Annotated in this window: 19 protein-coding genes and 1 pseudogene; 7 read left to right on the forward strand and 13 right to left on the reverse strand. The window is 43.7% G+C overall.

Features of this window, described 5'->3' with window-relative positions; all coding sequences use genetic code 11:
• Positions 1–48: 48 nt before the first annotated feature.
• From ACVBDU_RS07675 to ACVBDU_RS07690, 4 genes are all read left to right on the forward strand, one after another.
• Positions 49–489, forward strand: coding sequence for a TPM domain-containing protein (locus ACVBDU_RS07675; protein WP_447179278.1), 441 nt, complete (start codon positions 49–51; stop codon positions 487–489).
• Positions 490–526: 37 nt separating this feature from the next.
• On the forward strand, positions 527–1,336 hold the full coding sequence (locus ACVBDU_RS07680; protein ID WP_447179176.1) for a TPM domain-containing protein: 810 nt from the start codon (positions 527–529) through the stop codon (positions 1,334–1,336).
• 69 nt (positions 1,337–1,405) lie between these two features.
• Entirely contained in the window at positions 1,406–1,558 is a 153-nt protein-coding gene (locus ACVBDU_RS07685) for a hypothetical protein (protein ID WP_447179177.1), read from the forward strand.
• 19 nt (positions 1,559–1,577) lie between these two features.
• Positions 1,578–2,315 (forward strand): tyrosine-protein phosphatase, encoded by a 738-nt coding sequence (locus ACVBDU_RS07690; RefSeq protein ID WP_447179178.1) that lies wholly within the window; start codon positions 1,578–1,580, stop codon positions 2,313–2,315.
• 107 nt (positions 2,316–2,422) lie between these two features.
• Here ACVBDU_RS07690 and ACVBDU_RS07695 read toward each other — a convergent pair whose 3' ends face one another.
• The 3 genes and pseudogenes from ACVBDU_RS07695 to ACVBDU_RS07705 form a co-directional block, all read right to left on the reverse strand.
• Positions 2,423–3,385, reverse strand: coding sequence for a hypothetical protein (locus ACVBDU_RS07695; protein WP_447179179.1), 963 nt, complete (start codon positions 3,383–3,385; stop codon positions 2,423–2,425).
• A gap of 202 nt (positions 3,386–3,587) precedes the next feature.
• A pseudogene (locus tag ACVBDU_RS07700) lies at positions 3,588–3,884 on the reverse strand (transposase); the annotation flags it as partial.
• A 291-nt stretch (positions 3,885–4,175) separates the two neighbouring features.
• Positions 4,176–4,877, reverse strand: a complete 702-nt coding sequence (locus ACVBDU_RS07705) for a DNA-binding domain-containing protein (protein ID WP_447179180.1) — start codon at positions 4,875–4,877, stop codon at positions 4,176–4,178.
• Between the two features lie 322 nt (positions 4,878–5,199).
• Here ACVBDU_RS07705 and ACVBDU_RS07710 point away from each other — a divergent pair, with 322 nt between their 5' ends.
• A complete protein-coding gene (locus ACVBDU_RS07710; protein WP_447179181.1) occupies positions 5,200–6,573 on the forward strand; it encodes a helix-turn-helix transcriptional regulator in 1,374 nt (457 codons plus the stop codon).
• A 338-nt stretch (positions 6,574–6,911) separates the two neighbouring features.
• Positions 6,912–7,193: a hypothetical protein gene (locus ACVBDU_RS07715; protein WP_447179182.1), complete on the forward strand. Its 282-nt coding sequence runs from the start codon at positions 6,912–6,914 to the stop codon at positions 7,191–7,193.
• Positions 7,194–7,250: 57 nt separating this feature from the next.
• Here the strand turns inward: ACVBDU_RS07715 and ACVBDU_RS07720 are convergent, their stop codons facing one another.
• The 4 genes from ACVBDU_RS07720 to ACVBDU_RS07735 all read right to left on the reverse strand — a co-directional run bounded on the left by ACVBDU_RS07720 (position 7,251) and on the right by ACVBDU_RS07735 (position 13,150).
• Positions 7,251–8,381: a TlpA family protein disulfide reductase gene (locus ACVBDU_RS07720; protein WP_447179183.1), complete on the reverse strand. Its 1,131-nt coding sequence runs from the start codon at positions 8,379–8,381 to the stop codon at positions 7,251–7,253.
• Between the two features lie 32 nt (positions 8,382–8,413).
• Positions 8,414–9,808 carry a RagB/SusD family nutrient uptake outer membrane protein gene (locus ACVBDU_RS07725; protein WP_447179184.1) on the reverse strand — a complete coding sequence of 465 codons (1,395 nt, stop codon included), beginning with the start codon at positions 9,806–9,808 and terminating at the stop codon, positions 8,414–8,416.
• 12 nt (positions 9,809–9,820) lie between these two features.
• On the reverse strand, positions 9,821–12,865 hold the full coding sequence (locus ACVBDU_RS07730; protein ID WP_447179185.1) for a SusC/RagA family TonB-linked outer membrane protein: 3,045 nt from the start codon (positions 12,863–12,865) through the stop codon (positions 9,821–9,823).
• A 138-nt stretch (positions 12,866–13,003) separates the two neighbouring features.
• Positions 13,004–13,150, reverse strand: a complete 147-nt coding sequence (locus tag ACVBDU_RS07735; protein ID WP_447179186.1) for a hypothetical protein — start codon at positions 13,148–13,150, stop codon at positions 13,004–13,006.
• Between the two features lie 713 nt (positions 13,151–13,863).
• Between ACVBDU_RS07735 and ACVBDU_RS07740 the strand changes: the two genes are divergently transcribed.
• Complete coding sequence (locus tag ACVBDU_RS07740; protein ID WP_447179187.1) at positions 13,864–14,109, forward strand: helix-turn-helix domain-containing protein; 246 nt, start codon at positions 13,864–13,866, stop codon at positions 14,107–14,109.
• A gap of 104 nt (positions 14,110–14,213) precedes the next feature.
• Here ACVBDU_RS07740 and ACVBDU_RS07745 read toward each other — a convergent pair whose 3' ends face one another.
• The 6 genes from ACVBDU_RS07745 to bamA all read right to left on the reverse strand — a co-directional run bounded on the left by ACVBDU_RS07745 (position 14,214) and on the right by bamA (position 20,517).
• Positions 14,214–14,579: a hypothetical protein gene (locus ACVBDU_RS07745; RefSeq protein ID WP_447179188.1), complete on the reverse strand. Its 366-nt coding sequence runs from the start codon at positions 14,577–14,579 to the stop codon at positions 14,214–14,216.
• Between the two features lie 6 nt (positions 14,580–14,585).
• The gene (locus tag ACVBDU_RS07750; RefSeq protein ID WP_447179189.1) at positions 14,586–15,521 is read right to left on the reverse strand and encodes a hypothetical protein; all 936 of its coding nucleotides are present in this window, start codon (positions 15,519–15,521) and stop codon (positions 14,586–14,588) included.
• A gap of 11 nt (positions 15,522–15,532) precedes the next feature.
• Positions 15,533–15,934 (reverse strand): type VI secretion system tube protein TssD, encoded by a 402-nt coding sequence (tssD, locus tag ACVBDU_RS07755; protein ID WP_447179190.1) that lies wholly within the window; start codon positions 15,932–15,934, stop codon positions 15,533–15,535.
• A gap of 364 nt (positions 15,935–16,298) precedes the next feature.
• Positions 16,299–16,808: an OmpH/Skp family outer membrane protein gene (locus tag ACVBDU_RS07760; protein WP_447179191.1), complete on the reverse strand. Its 510-nt coding sequence runs from the start codon at positions 16,806–16,808 to the stop codon at positions 16,299–16,301.
• 28 nt (positions 16,809–16,836) lie between these two features.
• The gene (locus tag ACVBDU_RS07765; protein WP_447179192.1) at positions 16,837–17,664 is read right to left on the reverse strand and encodes an OmpH/Skp family outer membrane protein; all 828 of its coding nucleotides are present in this window, start codon (positions 17,662–17,664) and stop codon (positions 16,837–16,839) included.
• 303 nt (positions 17,665–17,967) lie between these two features.
• Positions 17,968–20,517 (reverse strand): outer membrane protein assembly factor BamA, encoded by a 2,550-nt coding sequence (gene bamA / locus ACVBDU_RS07770; protein ID WP_447179193.1) that lies wholly within the window; start codon positions 20,515–20,517, stop codon positions 17,968–17,970.
• Between the last annotated feature and the right edge of the window lies 1 nt (position 20,518).

Consider the following 20,518-nt stretch of genomic DNA (forward strand, 5'->3'; position numbering starts at 1 on the left):
GAGACCGGTGTCGGGGGGAAATACCCGTACAACCCCACACACACAATCATGTCTAAAGTAGAAGATTTTTTATCCGTCGAAGAAGAACAGGAAATTGTAGAGGCCATCCGGGAGGCAGAACGCAATACTTCGGGAGAAGTCCGGGTGCACATCGAAAAAACTTCCGAAACCTCTCCTTACGAAAGGGCAATACAGGTATTTCATCAACTGAAAATGGACAACACCAAACTGAATAACGGTGTACTCATATATGTTGCCGTGGAAGACAGGGCTTTTGCCATTTACGGAGATAAGGGGATCAACGAACTGGTTCCTTCCAATTTCTGGGACACTACCAAAGACATCATCGCGGAACATTTCCGGGACAGAAGATATAAACAAGGCCTGGTAGATGGCATTTTGATGGCGGGAAAACAACTAAAACAACATTTTCCATGGCAGACGGATGATATTAACGAGCTTCCGGACGAAATATCCAAAGGGCACTGATAACATGAAACGAAACGCGGCAACCTCACAAAACGTAATGCAAAAGATAAAAATATCGTTACCCATATATTTACTTTTCTTTTTTTTATCCTTTTCCCAATGGGCCACAGCCCAGTTTGACATACCGGAAAAACCGGCAAAACAAACCAGCTTGTATGACAATACGGGGCTCTTCTCCGATTCGCAAAAGAATGCCCTGGAACAAAAACTCATCCGGTATTCCGACAGTACGTCCACGCAAATCGTAATTATCACCATACCCTCCACAAACGGGGAGAACATCAACTACCTGGGGGCAAACTGGCTTACCAAATGGGGTATCGGACAAAAAGGAAAAGACAACGGCATACTGATACTTCTCGCGGAAAACGACAGAAAGGTAAACATACAAACAGGTTACGGCATTGAACATCTCCTGACAGATGCTTTATCCAAGCGGATTATCGAAAATATCATGAAGCCCCGGTTTATACAAGGAGACTATTATGGCGGACTGGACAAAGGCACGGATGCCATATTCCAGGTACTTACGGGCGAATACAAAGGAGACCCTCAACGAAAAGGGTCCGGAGATGGTTTTCCTGCCGGCGGCATATTCCCTCTTATCATAATATTCATCATCATTATTTTTATTCTGTCCAAAAACTCCCGTGGCGGTGGTGGCGGTGGCAAACGTTTTCGTGGCCCGGATCTCCTGGACATGATCATACTCAGCCGGCTCGGAAGGGGTGGATTTGGCGGAGGATCTTCCGGTGGGTTTGGTGGCGGATTCGGCGGTGGCGGCGGATTTGGTGGTGGATTCGGCGGCGGAATGGGCGGTGGTGGCGGCGCCAGCGGCAGTTGGTAATTCCTGCGGAAAACCGTAATATTTTTCGGTTTTTTTCTTATCTTTAGAGAAAGAATAAACTTCCTTCTCATGAAAACATTTACAAACCGTCAAAACGTCTTTAACCATGCGTTTAAGCTTCGGGTTACCGCAGAAGTGAACAATACAGGGCAATACGGTAAGTCCCCGATTTTCGCAATACTCCGGGCAGGAACCCGGGCTTTTACCTTATCTTTGCAGTAACAATATAAACACTACTATTTTGTTGATATTTTCTCGTAAGAAAACGGTTTACCTAAAGGATTTGTTCGAAGGAGACCATGTAGACATACACTCTCATTTACTCCCGGGAATCGACGATGGCGCAAAGGATATTGAAGATACTGAAAAGCTGATTCAAGGATTCACAGACCTGGGAATTACCCGTATAATCACCACACCACACATTATCCAGGGAGTATGGCCAAATACCTCCGAGATCATCCTGCGTAAAAAGGAAGAAGTTCTTCCCGTTATCAAAAACAGTACTATATCTTTTCACGCAGCCGCAGAGTACCTGATGGACGAATCTTTCCGGGAACTGGTAAAAAAAGGGGATATCCTCTGCCTTAAGGATAATTATGTTCTCGTAGAAATGTCCTATATAAACCCTCCTATATCCTTGTTTGATATACTATTTGATCTGCAGGTTGCAGGATACACTCCCGTACTGGCCCATCCGGAACGCTATGTATTTTACCACGAAAATTTTGAAATGTACCACAAGCTGAAGAAAGCAGGATGCCTTTTACAGCTCAACCTCCTTTCTCTTACATCCTATTACGGCAGGGAGGTAAATAAAGTTGCTGCCAAACTATTAAAACAGGGCATGCTTGATTTTATAGGTACGGATGCTCACAACACCCGCCATCTGGAAAGACTCCGGCAAAAAATCAAAACAGAAGAACCGGTGAAACTCCGGGAACTTATAAGAAATAATAAAAAAGTCTTTGGAGAATAAGCCTTTTTTTAAGAACTCGTTTAAACTTTATCCTGTATCTTACAAAATCCCCCTTCTGCATAAGTTATGAAGGGGGATTATTTTATTATAACACTTTTGTTATTCTTTTAATTAAACGTAGCCGCATTTTGAGACCATTTATAATTCCCTACGCCACCTTCTTTCAAATGTGTTTGCTCAATAGTTCCTGAGAACGAAGCATTGTAAGAATTGTTTGATGGCGATGAAAAATTTCTGAGTACTACATTCACAGTTCCTTCTGCACAGGAGAACTGTCTATTAACCGTGGTAGTTTCAGATCCAATAGTTGTTCGGACATTAATATTGACATGCCTTGATTCATTTCCTACATCCCTCCATTTACATCTCCAAAATGAACAATACTTACCAAATAATCTTGTCTCCAAATAAAGTTTTCTTGAAACCACATTACCATTTTGAGAAATGGTCTCATCATATATTCTATGATAGAATCCTCTCTCTCTCTTTTTTCCAACCTTTCCAACTGAACATTGAAAACCACTGGTAGCATTAAAATTGTGTTGTGCAAAAATATCTCCATTAGGCTTAAAGGTTCTGGCTTGACTCTCCACACTTTTCTTTCTATCAGGACCTTGTACCATAACAGTTCCTATTTTCTCACCCTTTTCAACTATACTCTCCTTACCTGATGTCTTTGTAGCCTGATAAAGCATACCATCTTCAGATAATTTCACCACTTTGCCTCCTACTTCAAATTCCATTTTATCATTCAGGACAGCTTTAAAAGGTTGGGAATACTTGTCATATATAGTATCTCCTGAAATTTCAATATCGGTTGTATCCCTGTTAATTTCAGAAAGATGCTTAAGTAAAGAATTATGCCCTTTTTCAGCAATCCACGAATCTAGTTCGTCCGTTGTATTCATTTCGGCCAACTCATTGTAAGCTACAATAAACTCATCAAAGTTGTTAAAGGAAACTCTTTCGTTTTTTGCTAGAGACTCTCCTTGTAGTTCAACAGCATCATCCGTGCCGTTGGAGCAGGAAATAATAAAAAATCCTGAGATTACATAAATAAGTTTTTTCATAGATATAATATTTAAATTTCTGACGATAAATATAATTATATATCTCAAATAAAAGAAAGAAAAGAAAGATTTACTAACAATAATATAACATGAGTACGATTTAAGCGTCGAGTTTTTTATCAATAATATCTATGTTTAAGGCAGGTTTCTAATCAAAGAAAGACTAGACACCAATCCCAAAAGCAAATAAGTTATAAAATTTTCTATGTCTTGTGCATTCCATTTGGCAACAGTTTTTGAGTTCATCGTTAACTGTCTCTATGAGTCCCCTTTTCCCAAGCATGATTCTGTCCTGTAGGCTTTCAGGCTAAAAAACATTGTCCTTTACAAGCAATACCTTAAACACTTTATGTTGCTTTTCTAGCTTATTGTGACACATCCGTAAAGGAGTAGAATCTATAAAAGAAATACCTGTACAACCACCCAAACAACAAGTCTTTAAACACAAGGCTAAAGGGAGTACTACTTTTTGTTGTAATTCTACAAAACGATTGTAGGAAGGGATTCGAATAGTCGTTCGGAGAGGATTCGAATAGTCGTTCGGAGAGGATTCGAATAGTCGTTCGGAGAGGATTCGAATAGTCGTTCGGAGAGGATTCGAATAGTCGTTCGGAGAGGATTCGAATAGTCGTTCGGAGAGGATTCGAATAGTCGTTCGGAGAGGATTCGAATAGTCGTTCGGAGAGGATTCCGAAAGGCGGGGAAAAAACCATCATCTTGTGGCGGAAAGAAAAAGCTCCGATATTTATTTTTAAAGCAAAATAAATATCGGAGCCAAAAACTTCCTATACTAAACTATCGAAAGCTCATGAGGTAATGTCCCCTTAATTAGGGAGATTCCCCTGTCTAAAATACTCCGCACTTCCAACCGATAAGTCCCGGACGGCAGTTCGGGGTTCAGGAAGATCAGCTCCCCGGGTTTGTTGCGGAGCAATTTGCCCGCTACCCGGGTGGTCGTATTGTCTGCAACGTTGATAAAGAAGATCCCCTGTTCCGTATCGGCTTCGTCAAATTTAAGTAATGAGCCTGTTACACGGGCACCTCCTCCCGGAGTGATCATCTCGTTCTGCGCCTCGGCCGTGTTGTCATAGTAATGTACTGGGGCGGGCTGTCGCTGCCGCGAAGCCACTTTCTTTACCGGAATGGCCGAAGTGGCCTGTTTAAGCCGTAAACCTGTATTTACTCGTATTCGTACTTGGTGGCGCAAGGAGTCAAAACTATCATCTTCGCTGGTAAATACCCCGCTGATACCCGAGGTGATATTCACCAAAGGCGTCACTACGGAATACCCCTGTCTCACCAGGCCAATGATCCCTTGGGTTATCTCCTCAAAATTGGCAAGGGCCTCAGCCTTGGTGATAGTAGACCCCTCACGGGTCATCTGTTCGTAAACGTCTTCGATGCTCATACTCCGGGTATTGCTGCTTACTGCCATATAATCATCCGGGTCCGGGGTCATCTGGTTCGGGATTAAATAATATTCTAAAGGCATGATTTCTTGTTTTTAATATTGAACTTTTCTGTGTCATTTAAAATCGATAAAATTCCGGGAGCATTCCCGGAGAAAGGTCATTACCAGACTTCCCGTCGACGAAAATCTTCTTCAATTTAGCAAAACTGCCTCGAATACTCCCCGAATCCCCAATTTTTGCCCTAAAATAATTCCCCGTGTATCATTCGGACTCCTGATCGTATCATTTCTTTCCTCCAAAGGGAATAATTCGACGGAAAATTTCAATCCGTTACGGAAAACCATATTACCTGCAATGCCATTTTTTATACTTTAAAAGGCGATTTCTAAAATTTTATACAACATGTCCAATTTTATACAAAATCGTTACGCCGAAATGTGGATAGCACAAAATATCCTCTATATCACCTATAAACCCGGAATAGTTATTGATCTTCCGGCAGCTATTCGGATCACCACAGACCGCCTTATCTTACAGGAGGGAAAGACCTACCCCACCTTAGTGGACTTCCAGGGTGTAAAGGACCTCACTTATGAAGCCAGAAGCTATTTTACCCGGGAAGGGTCCATACTTATAAGTATCGCAGGGGTTTATGCTACGTCCTTACTGGCCAGGATCATAGCGTATTTTTACCTGGGGGCCAGTATGCCTTCCGTACCTACAGGGATATTTGCAAGGAAAGACGATGCTTTACAATACCTGAAAACTGTTTGCGGACTTCCCGGATCAATCCACCTGCCCGAACATTATTCCGTTAGCCTGGCGTATTCCGAAACATACGGACAACATATAGATCGTATCTTTAAAATGATCATAGCCCTGGCCACCGGCAATTTTCACTATAGGATGGAACGTTCCGACCGGAAAGATATGTGGGAATGTGTTGCGGTAATGCTCAATATGGCCGTGGAAGAACTTGACAAGCAATTTATTCCCAAAAGATATATACAAGAACGGAACACCCCATTGGAAATTCACACGGCTTTTATCCTGGACAGGAAATTTCACATCTGCAATTTCCACCCTCGGATTATAAAGATACTGAACCCGGAGGACCATAATCTTTCCGGCAAGCCATTGGTCAATTTCTTGGGAAACAGTTCTAAAACCACCTGGACCAAACTGACAACCGATTTTATACAGGAACAATGTACGGATACGACCGTCAAAATTTACTTTAAAGCCGGTACGGCATTGCTCCTTCCCGTAACCTGCCGAGTTTCGGCTTTAGGTAAGCACCCCTCGGAATCCTGGGAATTCCTTGTGGTGAATTTGATGGATACGGAATGCGGTAAAGAAAAACCCGGGACATGGGCATCGGACCCTTCCAAAGGAAAAGCCGGGCAGCCGGAACGTAAAACACACATAAACCTTCGTCATACAGATATGCAAATTCTCCGCCTGGCTTATCAATACATCTTGCAGCATGTGGGCGATTCTTTGGTTTCCTTAAAGGAGCTTGCCCATACCCTCGGTACCAACGAGTTTAAATTAAAACACGGCTTTAGGCAGGTATATGGCTTGTCGGTTTTTCAACTTCAAAAACAGGAACGCATGAGAAGGGCCCGTTTTATGATCTGCCATACGGATATACCGATCACTGATATTTCCAAAAATGTCGGCTTTAAATGCTCTTCTTACTTTTCCAAAACTTTTAAAGATTCGTATGGGCTGACACCTAAAAAATATCGCAAACGATTTGGCCAAACGGAATAATCCTTTTATATGGGCATTCCCCCATGCTTGTTAACATGACTTTCCCTGGGTGTATATGGCCGATTAACTCCCTTAGCTATCATTAATACTCCCGGAAGTCCTCATTTACTGCATTAACTTTACACCACTAAAGTCAGCTCATTACACCTGTTTTCCGTACAAATACGGAAAGCCCTTTCCCGGGGAAGCCTGTTATGGCCGAAGTCCGCCCGTGCCCACTACTTTTTGCTCATTGGCGTGGACCGGATGGCTTCGACCAATGAAAAGACTTTATTGCACAATAATACAGGGGAAGCCGAAAACCTGATAGAGTAGGCGTAATTTTTAATTTTTTAATGATGATGAAGATCAGAAAGATGGCCGGTGTTTCGGCATTTGTTTTTGCTATGGCACTGGCCTTTGCGTTTTCCAACGCTGATGTAACTCCCACTTTCAACCAGGCATACGGACCATTTGATACCGGTTGTGACCTGGGTGATTTGCAACAGGAAAATTGTTCTACTCAGAACGAAGGAGTTGTATGTACTGTGATTATCAATGAAGGCACGCCTGCCCAGGAGATAGAAACAGCACATATAGATTCCGGTTGCGTAACAATGCTCAGACAACCTCTACAGTAAACAGGTAGAAGTTGCAGTTTTAAGAGGCTTCCCGAAAATTATTCCCGGGAAGCCTTTTTACATCACTCCCTGTTTGCCATATATTTTTCTATACTTTTCCAACAACACCCGAAAAATATCCCTGTCTCCTGCTGAAGGGGTCGAGGAAATAGCTTTATTCATAACCTCTTCTCCAATTCCCATATCTCCTCTCATGTAAAAAAACTCGGCAGCATTTGCATACGACAACGCCTCCAGGCGATCATGACCACAAAGTGCTGCTGATTTCAGGTTCATTGCTATAGCCAGGTCATAATCCGGGCTTTGGAGGTTTCCCGTTATAATCCCGTCCCTAATTAAGCCAGACCAACTCTTCGATAAATCCCAAGCGTTATTCATTTCCACCCACGAATACCGGTTTAGGATTTCCCTTCCATAATCGTAGGCTTCATGCTCGTTCACTTGTAATAATAGCTTAAACTTAAGACGTTTATACTTAATTTCCCTGGGAAATTCACGAGTAAGCCGATCCATGTCTTCCAATGCTTCCGAAAGGTTTCCTTTTCTCATATTTCTTTTATAGCTTTCGTATCGTTCTTTGCGAAAACCATCTGAAACGGGAACAGCCTTTTCCGCTTCTCCGTTAAGCAATTTGCCCAGTACATATTCAATATTGGTACGGGAATTCCCGATATGTGCAACCTGCCCCTTTTTGTCTACGAAATACAGTGTAGGATAGGGCATGCTGTTCTTTCCCAGGGCCCGTGCTGTCGCTTTGTTCCACCGATTATCCAGTATCCATTCTTTTCTGCGTCCCTGTGTATCGTTATCATCCTTCATGCGGGGGTCAAAAACTACGTTTATATCTATTTCATCCCCCATACGCTCCAGGTACTTTTCTACCCCGGAAATGCTTTCCATATGGGTCATCACGACAATAAAAGTGACCTTGTTACCATATTTTTCCTGTAAATCCGAAAGTTTTGGCCAGGCCTCCATGCAGGGCACACAACCGATAAACCCAAAGTCTATTACATATATATGCCCCTTTTCAAATGTTGTAACAGGCGCTCCTTTTACCCATAAAGCCTTTGCCAGTGACGGGGCCGGGTCCCCTACCTGCAATGTGCCACTCGGCGCGGCGTTTCTACAACTCCAATGCCCTGTAAAACACAGTAGTACCAAAATACTTATTCGTAATAATGCCATTGTTGTTTTTTGTTATTATTAATTCACTGAATTCAATACCCTTCGTTTTGGGAAAGGTTAGGGTTGCTTGCCCGTTCCTGTTGCGGAACGGGATATAATACATCGGTAGCCTGCCAATCTGTTTTTACCGGTTTTAATATAGCATCTGCCTGCCCGGTACGTTTTAAGTCCAGCCAGCGGTGCGCTCCTTCGGAAAATAATTCTACTTGTCTTTCCCGAAGGATAGCCCCGAGTAATTCTTCCGGACTGCGCAAGGTAATCTCTTCCAGTCCTGTGCGGGTTCTTACGGCATTGATATCTGCCAGCGCCCCGGGTATATTGCCTTGTTGTGCCCGGGCTTCCGCCCGGATAAGATATTGTTCGGCCAGGCGGAGTACCATAGCGTATTCTGTGGAAGGCATATTGGCATCCCTAACCTTATATTTAGCAGGGAAATGAAATGTTTCCCCGGTAGTAGCAACAATCTCTCCCGTCCAATAGGTCTTTCTGTAATCGTTTTCCTCAAACGCATCCATAAGAGGCCAGGTCAAGGAAACAAACGTAGGCCTGCTTGTTTCATTCGCAGGTATAAAAACAGCCGCTTCTGATGTATTGTTCCTTTCCACAGGCCATAACTGCCAGATGGCTTCCTCGCTATTAGCCAAAAAAACTTTGTTTAAGTCCGGGACCAGGTGATATGCAGGGTTATTGATGACCTGGGTCGCCCTTGTCCCTGCCTGTATCCAGTCTCCCGTAAAGAGATATACCCGGGCCAGCATAGCTGTTGCAGTCGTTTTGTTGGGACGTATCCGTTCTCCATTGGCATGGGTATAATCTTCAGGTAGCAATTTTTCAGCGAGTTCCAGGTCGTTTTGTATGTGTTCATATACCACGGCAACCGGGTCCCTGGGGGCTAGGCGGTTCTTCTCAAAGTCCGTGGTAGTAATAATGGGAACTTCACCAAAAAGGTTGACCAGGTAGAAATAGCAAAAACCACGGATAAACCGGGCCTCACCTTCTAACTGCTGCCTGGTTTCCCTGGTAATCCCGGTGGCGCTTTCCAGTCCTTCCAACAGCGAGTTGCAGTAATAAATAAATGTATAGGCCGGTTGCCATACCGCATTTAGCAGCATATTATTATCCGAAAGTATGGCATTATGGAAAAACTGGTCTCTCGAAAGGTTGGTGGACAGGTGTATAAATTCATCCGAAGATAGCCCTCCCAACACGGCTATACTTTCAGCCGTTCCGCTTATAAACCCTCCCGGTTCGCTCATGGCACTATAAATACCGGACATGGCCGATATGGCCGAAGCATCATCTGTAAAAACGGTTTCTGTAGTGATCTCATTCCTTGGCGGTTCTATAGCTACAAAATCGCTACAGGATAAGATTATTAGGAGTAATGGAAAGATTCCAGTTCTTTTATAGGTGTGTATGTATTTCATTGTTCTCTGTTTTTAAAAACTTAACCGGATTCCCAGGGTGAGTATTCGTAGGGGAGGAAGTACTGATGAACTTCGTGTTTCCGGGTCCAGTCCTTTATAACCGGTAAAAGTTAAAAGGTTTTGCCCGCGCAGGTATATGGTGGTATGATTGGCAAAACCGGAACGTACCGGCAAATCCCAGGACAAGGACAGGTTGGATAAACGGATATAGGAAGCATCCGTGATATTGCCGTCGCTTTGCCGGTAAAAAGTAGCTGCCCGGTTTCCTTCGCTTGCCACGGAAAATCGTTGTATTTCCGTAATATCCCCGGGCTGTTGCCAGCGGCCCAGAACCTCTGTAGGCTGATTGGACAGCCCCTGGGACCCCGGGGTGTCAAAGGTGGTATCCCCGAAATAATTGCGTCCCGTTTGTTTGACAAACTGCAAAAAAACATCCAGGCTAAATCTCTTGTAGGTTATGGTGTTTTGCAATCCCCCGTAATACTGTTGTGTAATTTCCTTGCGGAACTGTATATCGGCAGGGTAGTCCGTACCACTACCGTTGCCATCTACATCTTCGAAGGTATAGAGCCCTGTTTGCGGGTCTACCCCGAGAAAATAATAGCCCGGTACTACAAACAAAGACTTCCCTACCCGGTAACGATTAGCATAAGGAGAACCTTCCAGGTCCTGGTATTCCAGTAGCCTGTTTTCAGGGATAGAGATATTAAAATCCGTTGTCCATCCAAAACTATCTTTGTTAATATTTACCGAATGAAGAACAAACTCCCAACCCCTGTTCTCTACTATAGCCGGCAGGTTATATTGTATGGTAGATTGCCCCGTTATGGCCGGTAAGGGAAGCCCCACCAACTGGCCGGAAGAACGGTTACGGTACCAGCTTGCGGTCAAAGAAATGCGGTTGTCCGCAAATCCTAACTCCAGTCCTGCTTCCAGCTTCTTATTGGTTTCCCAGCCGTAGTCGGGGTTAGCCAGGCGGGTGGGAACAAGCCCGGGGCGGCCTTGGTAGGGATAAGTCGTGGAGGAATATGTGTCCAGGTATCCGTAATCGCCTATGGCATCACTTCCGGTAGTGCCGTAACTCCCCCTTAATTTACCAAAGGCTATAAAAGAATCTTTAAACCACTGCTCTTCAGAAAACAGCCAGGCCATGCCTACCGCCCCAAAGTTGGCAAATTCTCTTCCAGGACCAAAACGGGAAGAGCCATCCCTTCGTCCGGTGAGGTTTAGGATATACTTTCCCTTTAAGGTATAGTTAATGCGTCCGAAAACGGCATTATAACGATATTGAGAATAATCGGACTGCCCTATAAAAAGCTCCGGGGCTGCCCGGATGTTCTTTAACAGGGCGTCACTGGTATATCCACTGGCTACGATTTGCTGTCGGTTATCCGCATTTTGCTGGAATGTACCTCCCAATAATAAATTAAGCCGTCCCTGCCCCATTTCCTTTTTATAGGTAATTTGCGGTTCTATGATCCAGGTTTTCCTGTAACTGTCAGAAAACCTGGACCGGCCGGTCCGGCTGGCACGTATGGCAGGGTCCAGGGCGCTCAATGGTTCTGTTTTCATTTCCCTAACCTGCATGTTCGTATAGCCTAAACGTGACGAAATACTTAGCCCCGGCAATAACCGGTATTCCAGGGTAAGACTGGATATAAAATTATCGGTCACCCCTTCGTATTCCTGTTCCTGGTAAGCCAGGGGATTGGTCCAGGTAGAATTTTCCCAGTTCAACTGTCCCCGGCCATTGTACAGGGCCGGGGCATTGGGCGGCAGGGTCACAGCCTGCAGTGTGAGGTCTTCGGACAACATATCGATAACAGTGGAGGTATAGGAGGCCGCAAGGTTTACTTGCAGCTTCTGGTCGGCGGTGGTATGCGAAAAATTAAAGTGTCCGGAGATACGCCGGTTGGCATTGTCGCCGGGATATACTGTGGTCTGGCTGAAATATCCTCCCCCCAGGAGGTAGCGGGTGCGGTCATTACCCCCGGAAAGCGAACCCTGAAGGTTGTGGTAATAGGCCGTACCGCCTATAAGCTCCTTTTGCCAGTCCGTATAGCGATTGGAATCCCATAGTTTCAGGTCGGGAAAATAGGTGTCGTAAACCGGGTCTTCCAGAAAGTGTTCCCAATTGTCATTGGCAATGGCCTCGTGGCGCATTTCCAGGTATTGCCTGGTATGGAGCAAATCCATCTTCCTGGTGACCCGTCCCGTACCGCTATACAGATTTATATCCACTTTTGTCTTTCCGGGTACCCCCTTTTTAGTGGTAATCAACACTACCCCGTTGGCTCCGCGGGAACCATAAATAGCCGTGGCATCGGCATCCTTAAGCACCTCTATACTTTCTATATCGGAAGGGTTAAGGCTATTAAAAGGGTCTATAGAATTGGGCAGGGTATTGCTGATACCCCGGGGATTTAACGGGGAAGATGGGAAAGGCACTCCGTCTACAATATACAAAGGGTCGTTAACCCCCATTTCGGTCCGTATACTGTTCTGCCCGCGGACACGTACGGTAAACCCGCCACCCGGTACACCGGACTGTTGGGTGACCTGCACACCGGGCATACGGCCGGCCAGCGCTTGCAAAGGATTGGCTACCGGTTGTTTGTCTATATCTTCTGCTGTGATCCTGCTGATACTCCCCGTCCTTTCCCTTTCCTTTACCGTATAATACCCGGCATTGATCGTAACCTCCCCCAGGGCCATCACATCCTCCTTTAATACTACATTTAGCGTAAGCCGCTCCCCTACTCTTTCTTTCCGTGTTTTAAACCCTACAAACGAATACACCAACGTATCCTGTGGAGAAGCCATTAAAGCATAAGTACCATCAAAATCGGAGATCGTGCCCTGCCCTTTGCCGGACACGATGATGTTGACCCCGCCCAAAGGTTCGCCATTACTGTCGGTAACCGTTCCGGTTACCTGGTGTTGATCATCAATTTGTAAGGGGGGTAATGCCATAGCAGGCAACGGTAGGCTAAGTAAAATAAAGGCAATAGTAATGGGGCACCAGCAGGACAGGCCCGCTAATGTGGTGAACTTCATAATTTTAATATTTGAGTGTTAGCTAAAAATCCCTGTGGGGTTACAGGATAGAGGTTGCGAGTTCCAGGTTCCGGGTTTGTTTTAATTCCTGAAACTGACCGGAGGGGTGGTTCCTGAACTTAGTTGAAGGGTGGTCCCTTACCCCTGCCGAAGGGATAATTTTTGCGCACACTCCCGGAGTTCCTCCGTAAGGACCTTATTGGTTTGTTGTAGTTCCTGAAAAGTGGCCATTTCGGCGCTCCATTGCTGTTGGAGCCCTTGTAATTGTTGGTGCTGTGTTTTCATAATACTGATGTTTGTATTAGTGTGTTAATTATGGAAAACCGGCCCTTTTACCGATAGAAAACAAATTAACCTTGCAGGTAACGAGAAAAGCTGTTATTTTTATAGGCATTACGTATAACCATTACATACAGCGGTCTCTCCCCCTGTGGCAAACCCTATGGGTGTTTTTCGCGGGTACGGGCCGGTGTTACCGGACAACATTGCATGGCCTGACGCCTTTGCTTTTGCCGCCGGTTGCGCCCGCGTCATTCAGGAGCGCGTTTTTGTTTTTTTGAAATGGGTTGTAGTGATTGGGGTTGTGGCTGCCGGTTGCAGCACAGGGCAAAGCCTGTTGCCGTAAAATGCTCTGGTGGGTGTTTTTTTCTCGTTTTCATATACTCCTTTGGTTTATGATGAACGAGCTTAAAAAGCGAAAAGGCCGGAATTCTACCCCCAACCTTTGTCCAGGCGCTAGCAAGCCTACAACACGGTTTTCAGTAGAACCCAGCCTAAAGCATGCGTAAAGATACGCAATATCTTTAGACATAGGTTTAATTCTACCGCCTCGTGTTGTGTCGAAATGCTAGCTTCGGACGCTGAGGCTCATTAAACTCACAATCTATTAAATAGATGTAGTAATCAATTTATAAAGCACAACAATTGCTTAGTCATAACTATGCAAATATAGAGTGTTAGTTTATACTAAGCAAGCGTTTTTGAATATTTTTTAAAGAATGGCAAAAAAAGCTAGTCCAAAAACAAAAATAGAGTTGAAAATTGTCCAGCTTGTAAAGGATAAAAGAGACGAATTAAATCGTACTCAGTCCGATATCGCTGACCTACTTGGGGTTACACGCGGTTATATTGGCCAAATTGAAATGGAAAATTCACCGAGTATGTATTCTTATGACCAATTGAATGAACTCGCGAAATATCTGAAATGTAGTATGAGGGATTTTGTGCCTGAAAATCCGGTATAATCAAAAGGAAAAGTGGTCGAGGTTATAAAAGTGGAGCCAGTTGAGGTGGCAGGGAAAGAATAAAAATAATACATAATGAGCGGTTGAGCCATTACGTCCCTAATTCAGATTATGGCCAGTAAAACAAAAGAGCCTATAACATACAAGGCTACCAAACTCATTTTTATAATCTTCTGGTTTCTACTTTCCTGGTCATATTTTGCAGCTATTTTGAGGTATTTCCCACCTTTGATAAAAGTAAAATAGCACACACCATATAACAGCAAAAAAACACCTACATAAATAACCTTGTTGTTATAAAGGTCTTCCAGAAATGTAATGTTATAAGCTAAAAGAATCTCTCCTAACAGAATGGTATTAAACCAAAGCGTAAAGGCCAAGGTCATTCCAGCAATATGTTCCGGCAATTCGTCCTTTGAGGGCGTAATTAATACAAATTTATACAATGTATAAAATACATACTTAAGCATAAACTATCAAAATTTAGGATTTCTTATTGGTCTGGCCATACCCCGTCTTTTCCTCAATTTATCCCGCATTATTTTTAGTCGTTCTTTTTCCGGGAGGTTCATCATCTCTTCAAACTCCCTTTCTGCTCGATCGTGCATTCCTAAAACGTCTCCCATGAAAAAATAAACAGCAGACAAACCAAATCCTACGTATCCTCCAAAAATTCCTATAATTGTATAAGCTGTATTCATTTGAAATCTACCTTTTGACGTATTGCCTTTTTTATACAAGCTATAATCAAGACCTATACTCGCAAAGCCTGACAACCTTCCGAACCATTTAAAGTAAGTTGCTGTAGATTTGCTAATCTTTGCCACATCCTTAGAATACACGTTCCATCTTCCGGCAGTCCCGGCAGTTATTTCGCCTACTTTAGCAATGCCTTTTTGAGTTAGGCCAATTTCTCCTACAGTAAAGGCATTTCCTATCCAGTTCATGAATTCATTCGTTTGGGACAGGAGATCAGATCCATTGCCATTGAGGACTACTAACCCTTCCGGCCCCATAACCATAACGCCACCGCCATATAAAAACAAGCCATATCCGCCGATATATGGCAGGTTATTCACCGGTACAGGGGTTTCCGCAAAATGGCTGGTGTGGCCTTTTATGATCTTACCCATATAGCGTTTTACCTCCTTTTCCCAATGTTTCTCGAAATACTGGTCTGTAAAATTGGCAATATCCTGTTCTGAAAAAAACAGATTTTTGTAATTCCACCGGGCATGGGTGATGATCCGCCCCCTGACCATGGCAAAATTTCCCTTTACCCTCTGATTGATCTGGTCTACACTTTGGTTACGTATAGCATGGTCTATGGTTTGCTTTACCATATCCCGAAGTCGCATATGGGTGTATCTTTGAAAATTATGAAACTTTAACCGTTGTACATTTCTGTTCATACCTCAATATTTTAAGAAATGGCCTGTGGCCAACGACTGGTATAGGTATATGCCCCATAGGTTATTTCATAAGCGGAAATGACCAGCTCTAACTCCATTGGGTTTTCACTTTCGGCATTAAAATGCTGTTTGTAATATAGGCAATACGCCTTCGTAAAGTTGAGTTCCTGCATTTTGGCCATAGCATTGTCCTTATAAAATACTATTCTGCCGTCTTTCGTCCTCGTATCCGAAAGCACCCAACCAAATAGGGAATCATCCCTGTTTGCCGCCACAAGTAGGGTAATTTGCCCTCCCTGAGCACGTGTAGAGGGCTTACCGTTATTGTCGCTACCCTTTTCAAAGGTGAAAGAGCAGTCTAAAACAGTTAATTCCTGCCCGTCAATGAACAGTTTGGAAAGAAATGTCGCCATGATAAATAGGTTTTATAATTACGCAATTAAGAAACAGGGGCGGTTCATGAATATAAATATAAAGTTTTTTTGGAAATACCCCTTGCTTGACGACGTGTTTTCTGCCGCTGCGAATTTCTCCGACTACGCAGCCCATAGACAGTCTAATACGTCACGGAGCATAAGGGATAAAGCCTTAAAGCCGGGAACTACGCATAACCTCTTTCCTTCTTACTATTGATTAAACACAAAAAAACGGAAACACAGTATTAAAACCCGGGCATAGGTATGTTTCGGGTAAAACCTGCACATGTTGGATTTTTACCCCAAATAAAAAACCCGGGGGCGTACCTCCGGGTTTTGTATAAACACTTTAGAATTGTCATTAAAATCCAAGTTCCTTTTTCACATCGGCAAGGATATCTTTTCCATCTGCCAAAAGGATTCCCGAATTAGGTGAAGAATCCAGAACGTACTGAAACCCTTGGGCTCTTCCCACTTTCTGAATAGCTTTCTGGGCTTTTTCCAGGATTGGCTGGATCAACTCCATTTGTTTTTTCTGAAGCTCCTGCTCAGCGGTTTGACGTGCCTGCATAATATTATTTTGCATTCCCTGCACTTCTTCAGCTCTTTTTCTGTTCTCATCCTCACTCTTCGTACCAGCTTCACTCTCGTAGAGTTTTATTCTATTTTGCAATTCCTGACCGGAACTTTGCAGGTCAGCAGAATACTGCTTTTCCAGTTTTTCCAATTCTGCCCTAGCCGCTTTCATCTCCGGCATATCCTCCACTAATTGCTGCACGTTTACGTGAGCAACTTTGCTCTGTGCGCTTGCAAAACTAACAGCTCCTACAGCTAATACAAAAGCAATGGCTAACGTTTTTAATTGTTTCATAATTTCAAGAATAATAAATGTTTAAGTGTTAATTGTTATCGCTATTTTCTTCTTCTTTCTCTTGTTCCTTCTCTTCCCGCTTTTTCTTTCTCTCTTCTTCTTTAGCTTTTCTGTAAGCCTCTCTCTCTTCCAGTATTTGTTGTCTTCTCTCTTCGTATTCCCTTTTTCTCTCTTCTCTTTCCCTGATCCTCTCCTGTCTTTTCTCCTCGAGTGCACGGGCTCTTTCGTCTCTTTCTCCTTCTACTCTCTCCTTTTGTGCCTGTCGTTCCGGGTCTACTTCCCTGCTCACATCTTCAAATTTATTCTTTGCACTGCCCGAATTTCTTCCCTCTGTCTTTCTGGTCCGGTCTATGCTTTTTAAAATTTGGTCGCTAATATCGTGTTTTTTATCGGAATACAACATAACCACATCGGCAGACCTGTCAAAAACAAAATCGTATGCCCTTCTGCCGGCTATTTCCTGTACCGCATTAAACACCCTGTCCTGCACCGGTTTTACCAGCAAACGCTTCTGCCGCACCATATCTCCTTCCGGGCCGAACCTGTCCTGCTGATACTGCAACATCTCCTCTTCTGCCAGTTGAATCTCTTCTTCCCTCTCCTCAATCAGCTCTTTAGTGAGCAGTACTTTTTCGGCATCCAGTTCTTTTTTCATCTGTGCAATGGTGTTTTTCTTTTCTTCCACCTCCATTTTCCACTTTTCCACCCTCGCATTCAGCTGTGAACCGGCTTCCTGGTATTCCTGTACGTTATCCAGGATATATTCCATATCTATATATGCTATCCTTACCCCTCTCTGGGCCTGTACTGCCCATACAGATGCAAATAACAGTATAAAAAGAACTTTAGCCTTCATTTGTTTATTGTTTGAAATTTCGCCTGAAATTAACAATTTTTTTGGCAAACTCCGACCATAATCCAAATATATATTTTCCTCCGGAACCGAAATCACATATATCACCGAACAAGGCTTTTACGCATCTCCCTCGGGAAAACGTGTAAAAACCCCTCCGAATTGTTTCCGTTTCCGGCATCTTAATCATTCCGTATGTGTTACCGGAAACACATTATAATTTTCATTCGGCCTATAACAATACCTACAAGAACTTTTATGTGTTATACACTATCCCTGCTTACCATAGAAAATATCGTGCCAAAGTTAAAATTGTTGTCCGATAATGAAGTGGGTTTCCCATCCGTTCTTTTGTCCACCACTGTTTATAGGATCGAATCCGTGTCCGAAATCTATACCCAGTAATCCGAATGCCGGCATAAAGATACGCAAGCCAAAACCTGCAGATCTTTTCAGCTGGAACGGGTTGTAGTTTTTAAAACTTTCAAAGCCGGCACCTCCTTCGGCAAAAACCAGTCCGTAAATGGAAGCCGACGGTTTAAGGGTTAACGGATAGCGAAGTTCCATGGAAAATTTGTTATATATCGTAGAACCGATATTGGGCGATAAAGACTGGTTCGGGTAACCTCTCAACTGTATAGTCTCCCTACTGTCGAGCGTATAGTTAGCCATTCCGTCCCCACCGAGGAAGAATCTTTCGAAAGGCACTACTCCCCTGTCCTGGTTATATGCTCCGAGATAACCGAAGTTAGCCGATGTTTTTAATACGAGATCGCCGACAAGCCTGTTATACCACTCCCCGTCAAACTTGATCTTGTAGAACTCCAGCCATTTGATCTTTTCCTGTTCGATCTTCTCTTGGTCGGGCACCAGATTCCCGTTGTCATCCTCGCGCTGAAATTTATCCTGATTTTCTAGGTCTCCGTAATCCACCCCGTCAAACAAAGAGTACGGCGGTGTTACCCTGGCAGAGATCGTAAATCTCGACCCGGTACGCGGATAAATGAGTTTCGGGTTCCTGTTATCCCGTGAAAGGGCAATGGTATACGCTATATTCTTCGCATATCCGGTACTTCCAAATCCAAAGAGTCCTATAGGATAATTCTCCAGATCGTAGTATTGGAAACTTAGAGAATGCGACAGGGTAAAGAAATCATCCGGAACTTCCAGCCGTTTTGCCAACCCAAGGGTAAAACTGGTGATATAAAACCTTTGGTCCTTGCTTGGACGCCCCGTAAATCGATCGAAATAAAACTGACGGCTATGCGATAAAGAAGCGGAAAACTGAGTTGGCTTTTTACCTCCCAGCCAGGGTTCCGCAAAGGAGAAGCTATAGGTCTGGAAAAAACGGCTGGCCTGTAATCGCAATGCCAGGGTTTGTCCGTCTCCCATAGGTACGGGTTTATATGCTTTTTTATTGAACAAATCTTTGATCGCAAAGTTGCTGAATGACAATCCAAGCGTACCGATAAATCCTCCGCCACCGTAGCCTCCCTGCAGCTCTATCTGGCTCGATCCCTTTTCGGTAACTCCGTATTCGATATCCACGGTACCGGCATCCGGGTTTGCATTTTTGATATCCGGAACAACCGCTTCCTGGTCAAAATAACCCAGTCCACCGAGTTCCCGGATGGTACGGATCACATTTTCCTTACTGTATTTCTGTCCCGGCCTGGTACGCATTTCCCTGTAGATAACATGGTCGTTGGTCTTGTCATTACCGGATACCCGTACATCGTTAAAATAAGCCAGTTTACCTTCTATGATACGTATTTCAAAATCAATGGTATCGTTTTTTGCGGATATTTCCACCGGGTTAATGGAAGAGAACAAATAACCGTTGTTCTGATAAACGTTGGTTATATCCTCACCATCCGGTTTGGTTTCATCCTGTATCCTATCCCTCAGCAATACACCATTATAGGTGTCTCCCGGTTCTATTCCCAGGACAGTAGCGAGCTGACGGTCACTGTAAACGGTGTTCCCGACAAAATCGATCTTCCCGAAATAATATTTGTTCCCTTCTTCGAGGTCTATATTGATATTTATTTTACTGGTCTCGTTATCCAGTACCGTATCGGCAATTATCCTGGCATCCCTATACCCTTTTTCCTTATACTTATCTATAAGCGACACAAGGTCCGTTTTATAATCTTCCGGAATGAATTTGGATTTTTTCCAGAAACGCCCGAAGGCTTTTCTTTTGGTATTCTTCATGGCCTTCCGGAGCGTTTTATCTTTCAACGCTTCGTTACCATCAAAGGTAATGTCTTTCACTTTTACCTTTTCTCCCTTGTTTATATTTACCTGCATTTTCACGGCATTCACCGCAGAAGTATCGGGAGCAGTGATAATATTGGCTCTGGCGTGCAAAAAGCCTTGCTTCTTGTATTTATTTACCAGGAAGTTTCGTGTATTGGTTATAAAGCTCTCTGTAACCCTTTTGCCTTTCTTAATATCGGCCTCCTTGAGTACGGCTTCTCCCTTTTTCTTTTTTACCCCTTCTATTTTCACCGACGAAAGGGTAGGCACTTCTTCTATATCGAGTATAAGAAAAACCTTATCGTCCTCTACGCGATCAATATAAAAGGTAACGTCACTAAACAACTCCAGCTTCCACAACTTTTTAATAACATTGGTTATTTGTTCTCCGGGAACGGTTATTTCCTGGCCTACACGAAGGCCACTGTAGGTTATAACGGTTTGTTTATTGTAGCTTTTTACCCCGGTAACTTCAATCCCCCCCAGTATGTATTTCTGTCCTTTATCAAACTTGATTTCCTGGGCCGTTAAAACGGTATTGTTACAAAGAAGCACAAAGAATGTGATAATCACTCCAAAATATCTATTGCGCATG

The sequence above is a fragment of the Sinomicrobium endophyticum genome (assembly GCF_052983315.1).

Excerpts from the sequence above, each read along its gene's own strand:
- ACVBDU_RS07675 (WP_447179278.1), top strand. The coding sequence starts at position 49 with ATGTCTAAAGTAGAAGATTTTTTATCCGTCGAAGAAGAACAGGAAATT.
- ACVBDU_RS07680 (WP_447179176.1), top strand. The coding sequence starts at position 527 with ATGCAAAAGATAAAAATATCGTTACCCATATATTTACTTTTCTTTTTT.
- ACVBDU_RS07685 (WP_447179177.1), top strand. The coding sequence starts at position 1,406 with ATGAAAACATTTACAAACCGTCAAAACGTCTTTAACCATGCGTTTAAG.
- ACVBDU_RS07695 (WP_447179179.1), bottom strand. The coding sequence starts at position 3,385 with ATGAAAAAACTTATTTATGTAATCTCAGGATTTTTTATTATTTCCTGC.
- ACVBDU_RS07705 (WP_447179180.1), bottom strand. The coding sequence starts at position 4,877 with ATGCCTTTAGAATATTATTTAATCCCGAACCAGATGACCCCGGACCCG.
- ACVBDU_RS07710 (WP_447179181.1), top strand. The coding sequence starts at position 5,200 with ATGTCCAATTTTATACAAAATCGTTACGCCGAAATGTGGATAGCACAA.
- ACVBDU_RS07715 (WP_447179182.1), top strand. The coding sequence starts at position 6,912 with ATGATGAAGATCAGAAAGATGGCCGGTGTTTCGGCATTTGTTTTTGCT.
- ACVBDU_RS07720 (WP_447179183.1), bottom strand. The coding sequence starts at position 8,381 with ATGGCATTATTACGAATAAGTATTTTGGTACTACTGTGTTTTACAGGG.
- ACVBDU_RS07725 (WP_447179184.1), bottom strand. The coding sequence starts at position 9,808 with ATGAAATACATACACACCTATAAAAGAACTGGAATCTTTCCATTACTC.
- ACVBDU_RS07730 (WP_447179185.1), bottom strand. The coding sequence starts at position 12,865 with ATGAAGTTCACCACATTAGCGGGCCTGTCCTGCTGGTGCCCCATTACT.
- ACVBDU_RS07735 (WP_447179186.1), bottom strand. The coding sequence starts at position 13,150 with ATGAAAACACAGCACCAACAATTACAAGGGCTCCAACAGCAATGGAGC.
- ACVBDU_RS07740 (WP_447179187.1), top strand. The coding sequence starts at position 13,864 with ATGGCAAAAAAAGCTAGTCCAAAAACAAAAATAGAGTTGAAAATTGTC.
- ACVBDU_RS07745 (WP_447179188.1), bottom strand. The coding sequence starts at position 14,579 with ATGCTTAAGTATGTATTTTATACATTGTATAAATTTGTATTAATTACG.
- ACVBDU_RS07750 (WP_447179189.1), bottom strand. The coding sequence starts at position 15,521 with ATGAACAGAAATGTACAACGGTTAAAGTTTCATAATTTTCAAAGATAC.
- tssD (WP_447179190.1), bottom strand. The coding sequence starts at position 15,934 with ATGGCGACATTTCTTTCCAAACTGTTCATTGACGGGCAGGAATTAACT.
- ACVBDU_RS07760 (WP_447179191.1), bottom strand. The coding sequence starts at position 16,808 with ATGAAACAATTAAAAACGTTAGCCATTGCTTTTGTATTAGCTGTAGGA.
- ACVBDU_RS07765 (WP_447179192.1), bottom strand. The coding sequence starts at position 17,664 with ATGAAGGCTAAAGTTCTTTTTATACTGTTATTTGCATCTGTATGGGCA.
- bamA (WP_447179193.1), bottom strand. The coding sequence starts at position 20,517 with ATGCGCAATAGATATTTTGGAGTGATTATCACATTCTTTGTGCTTCTT.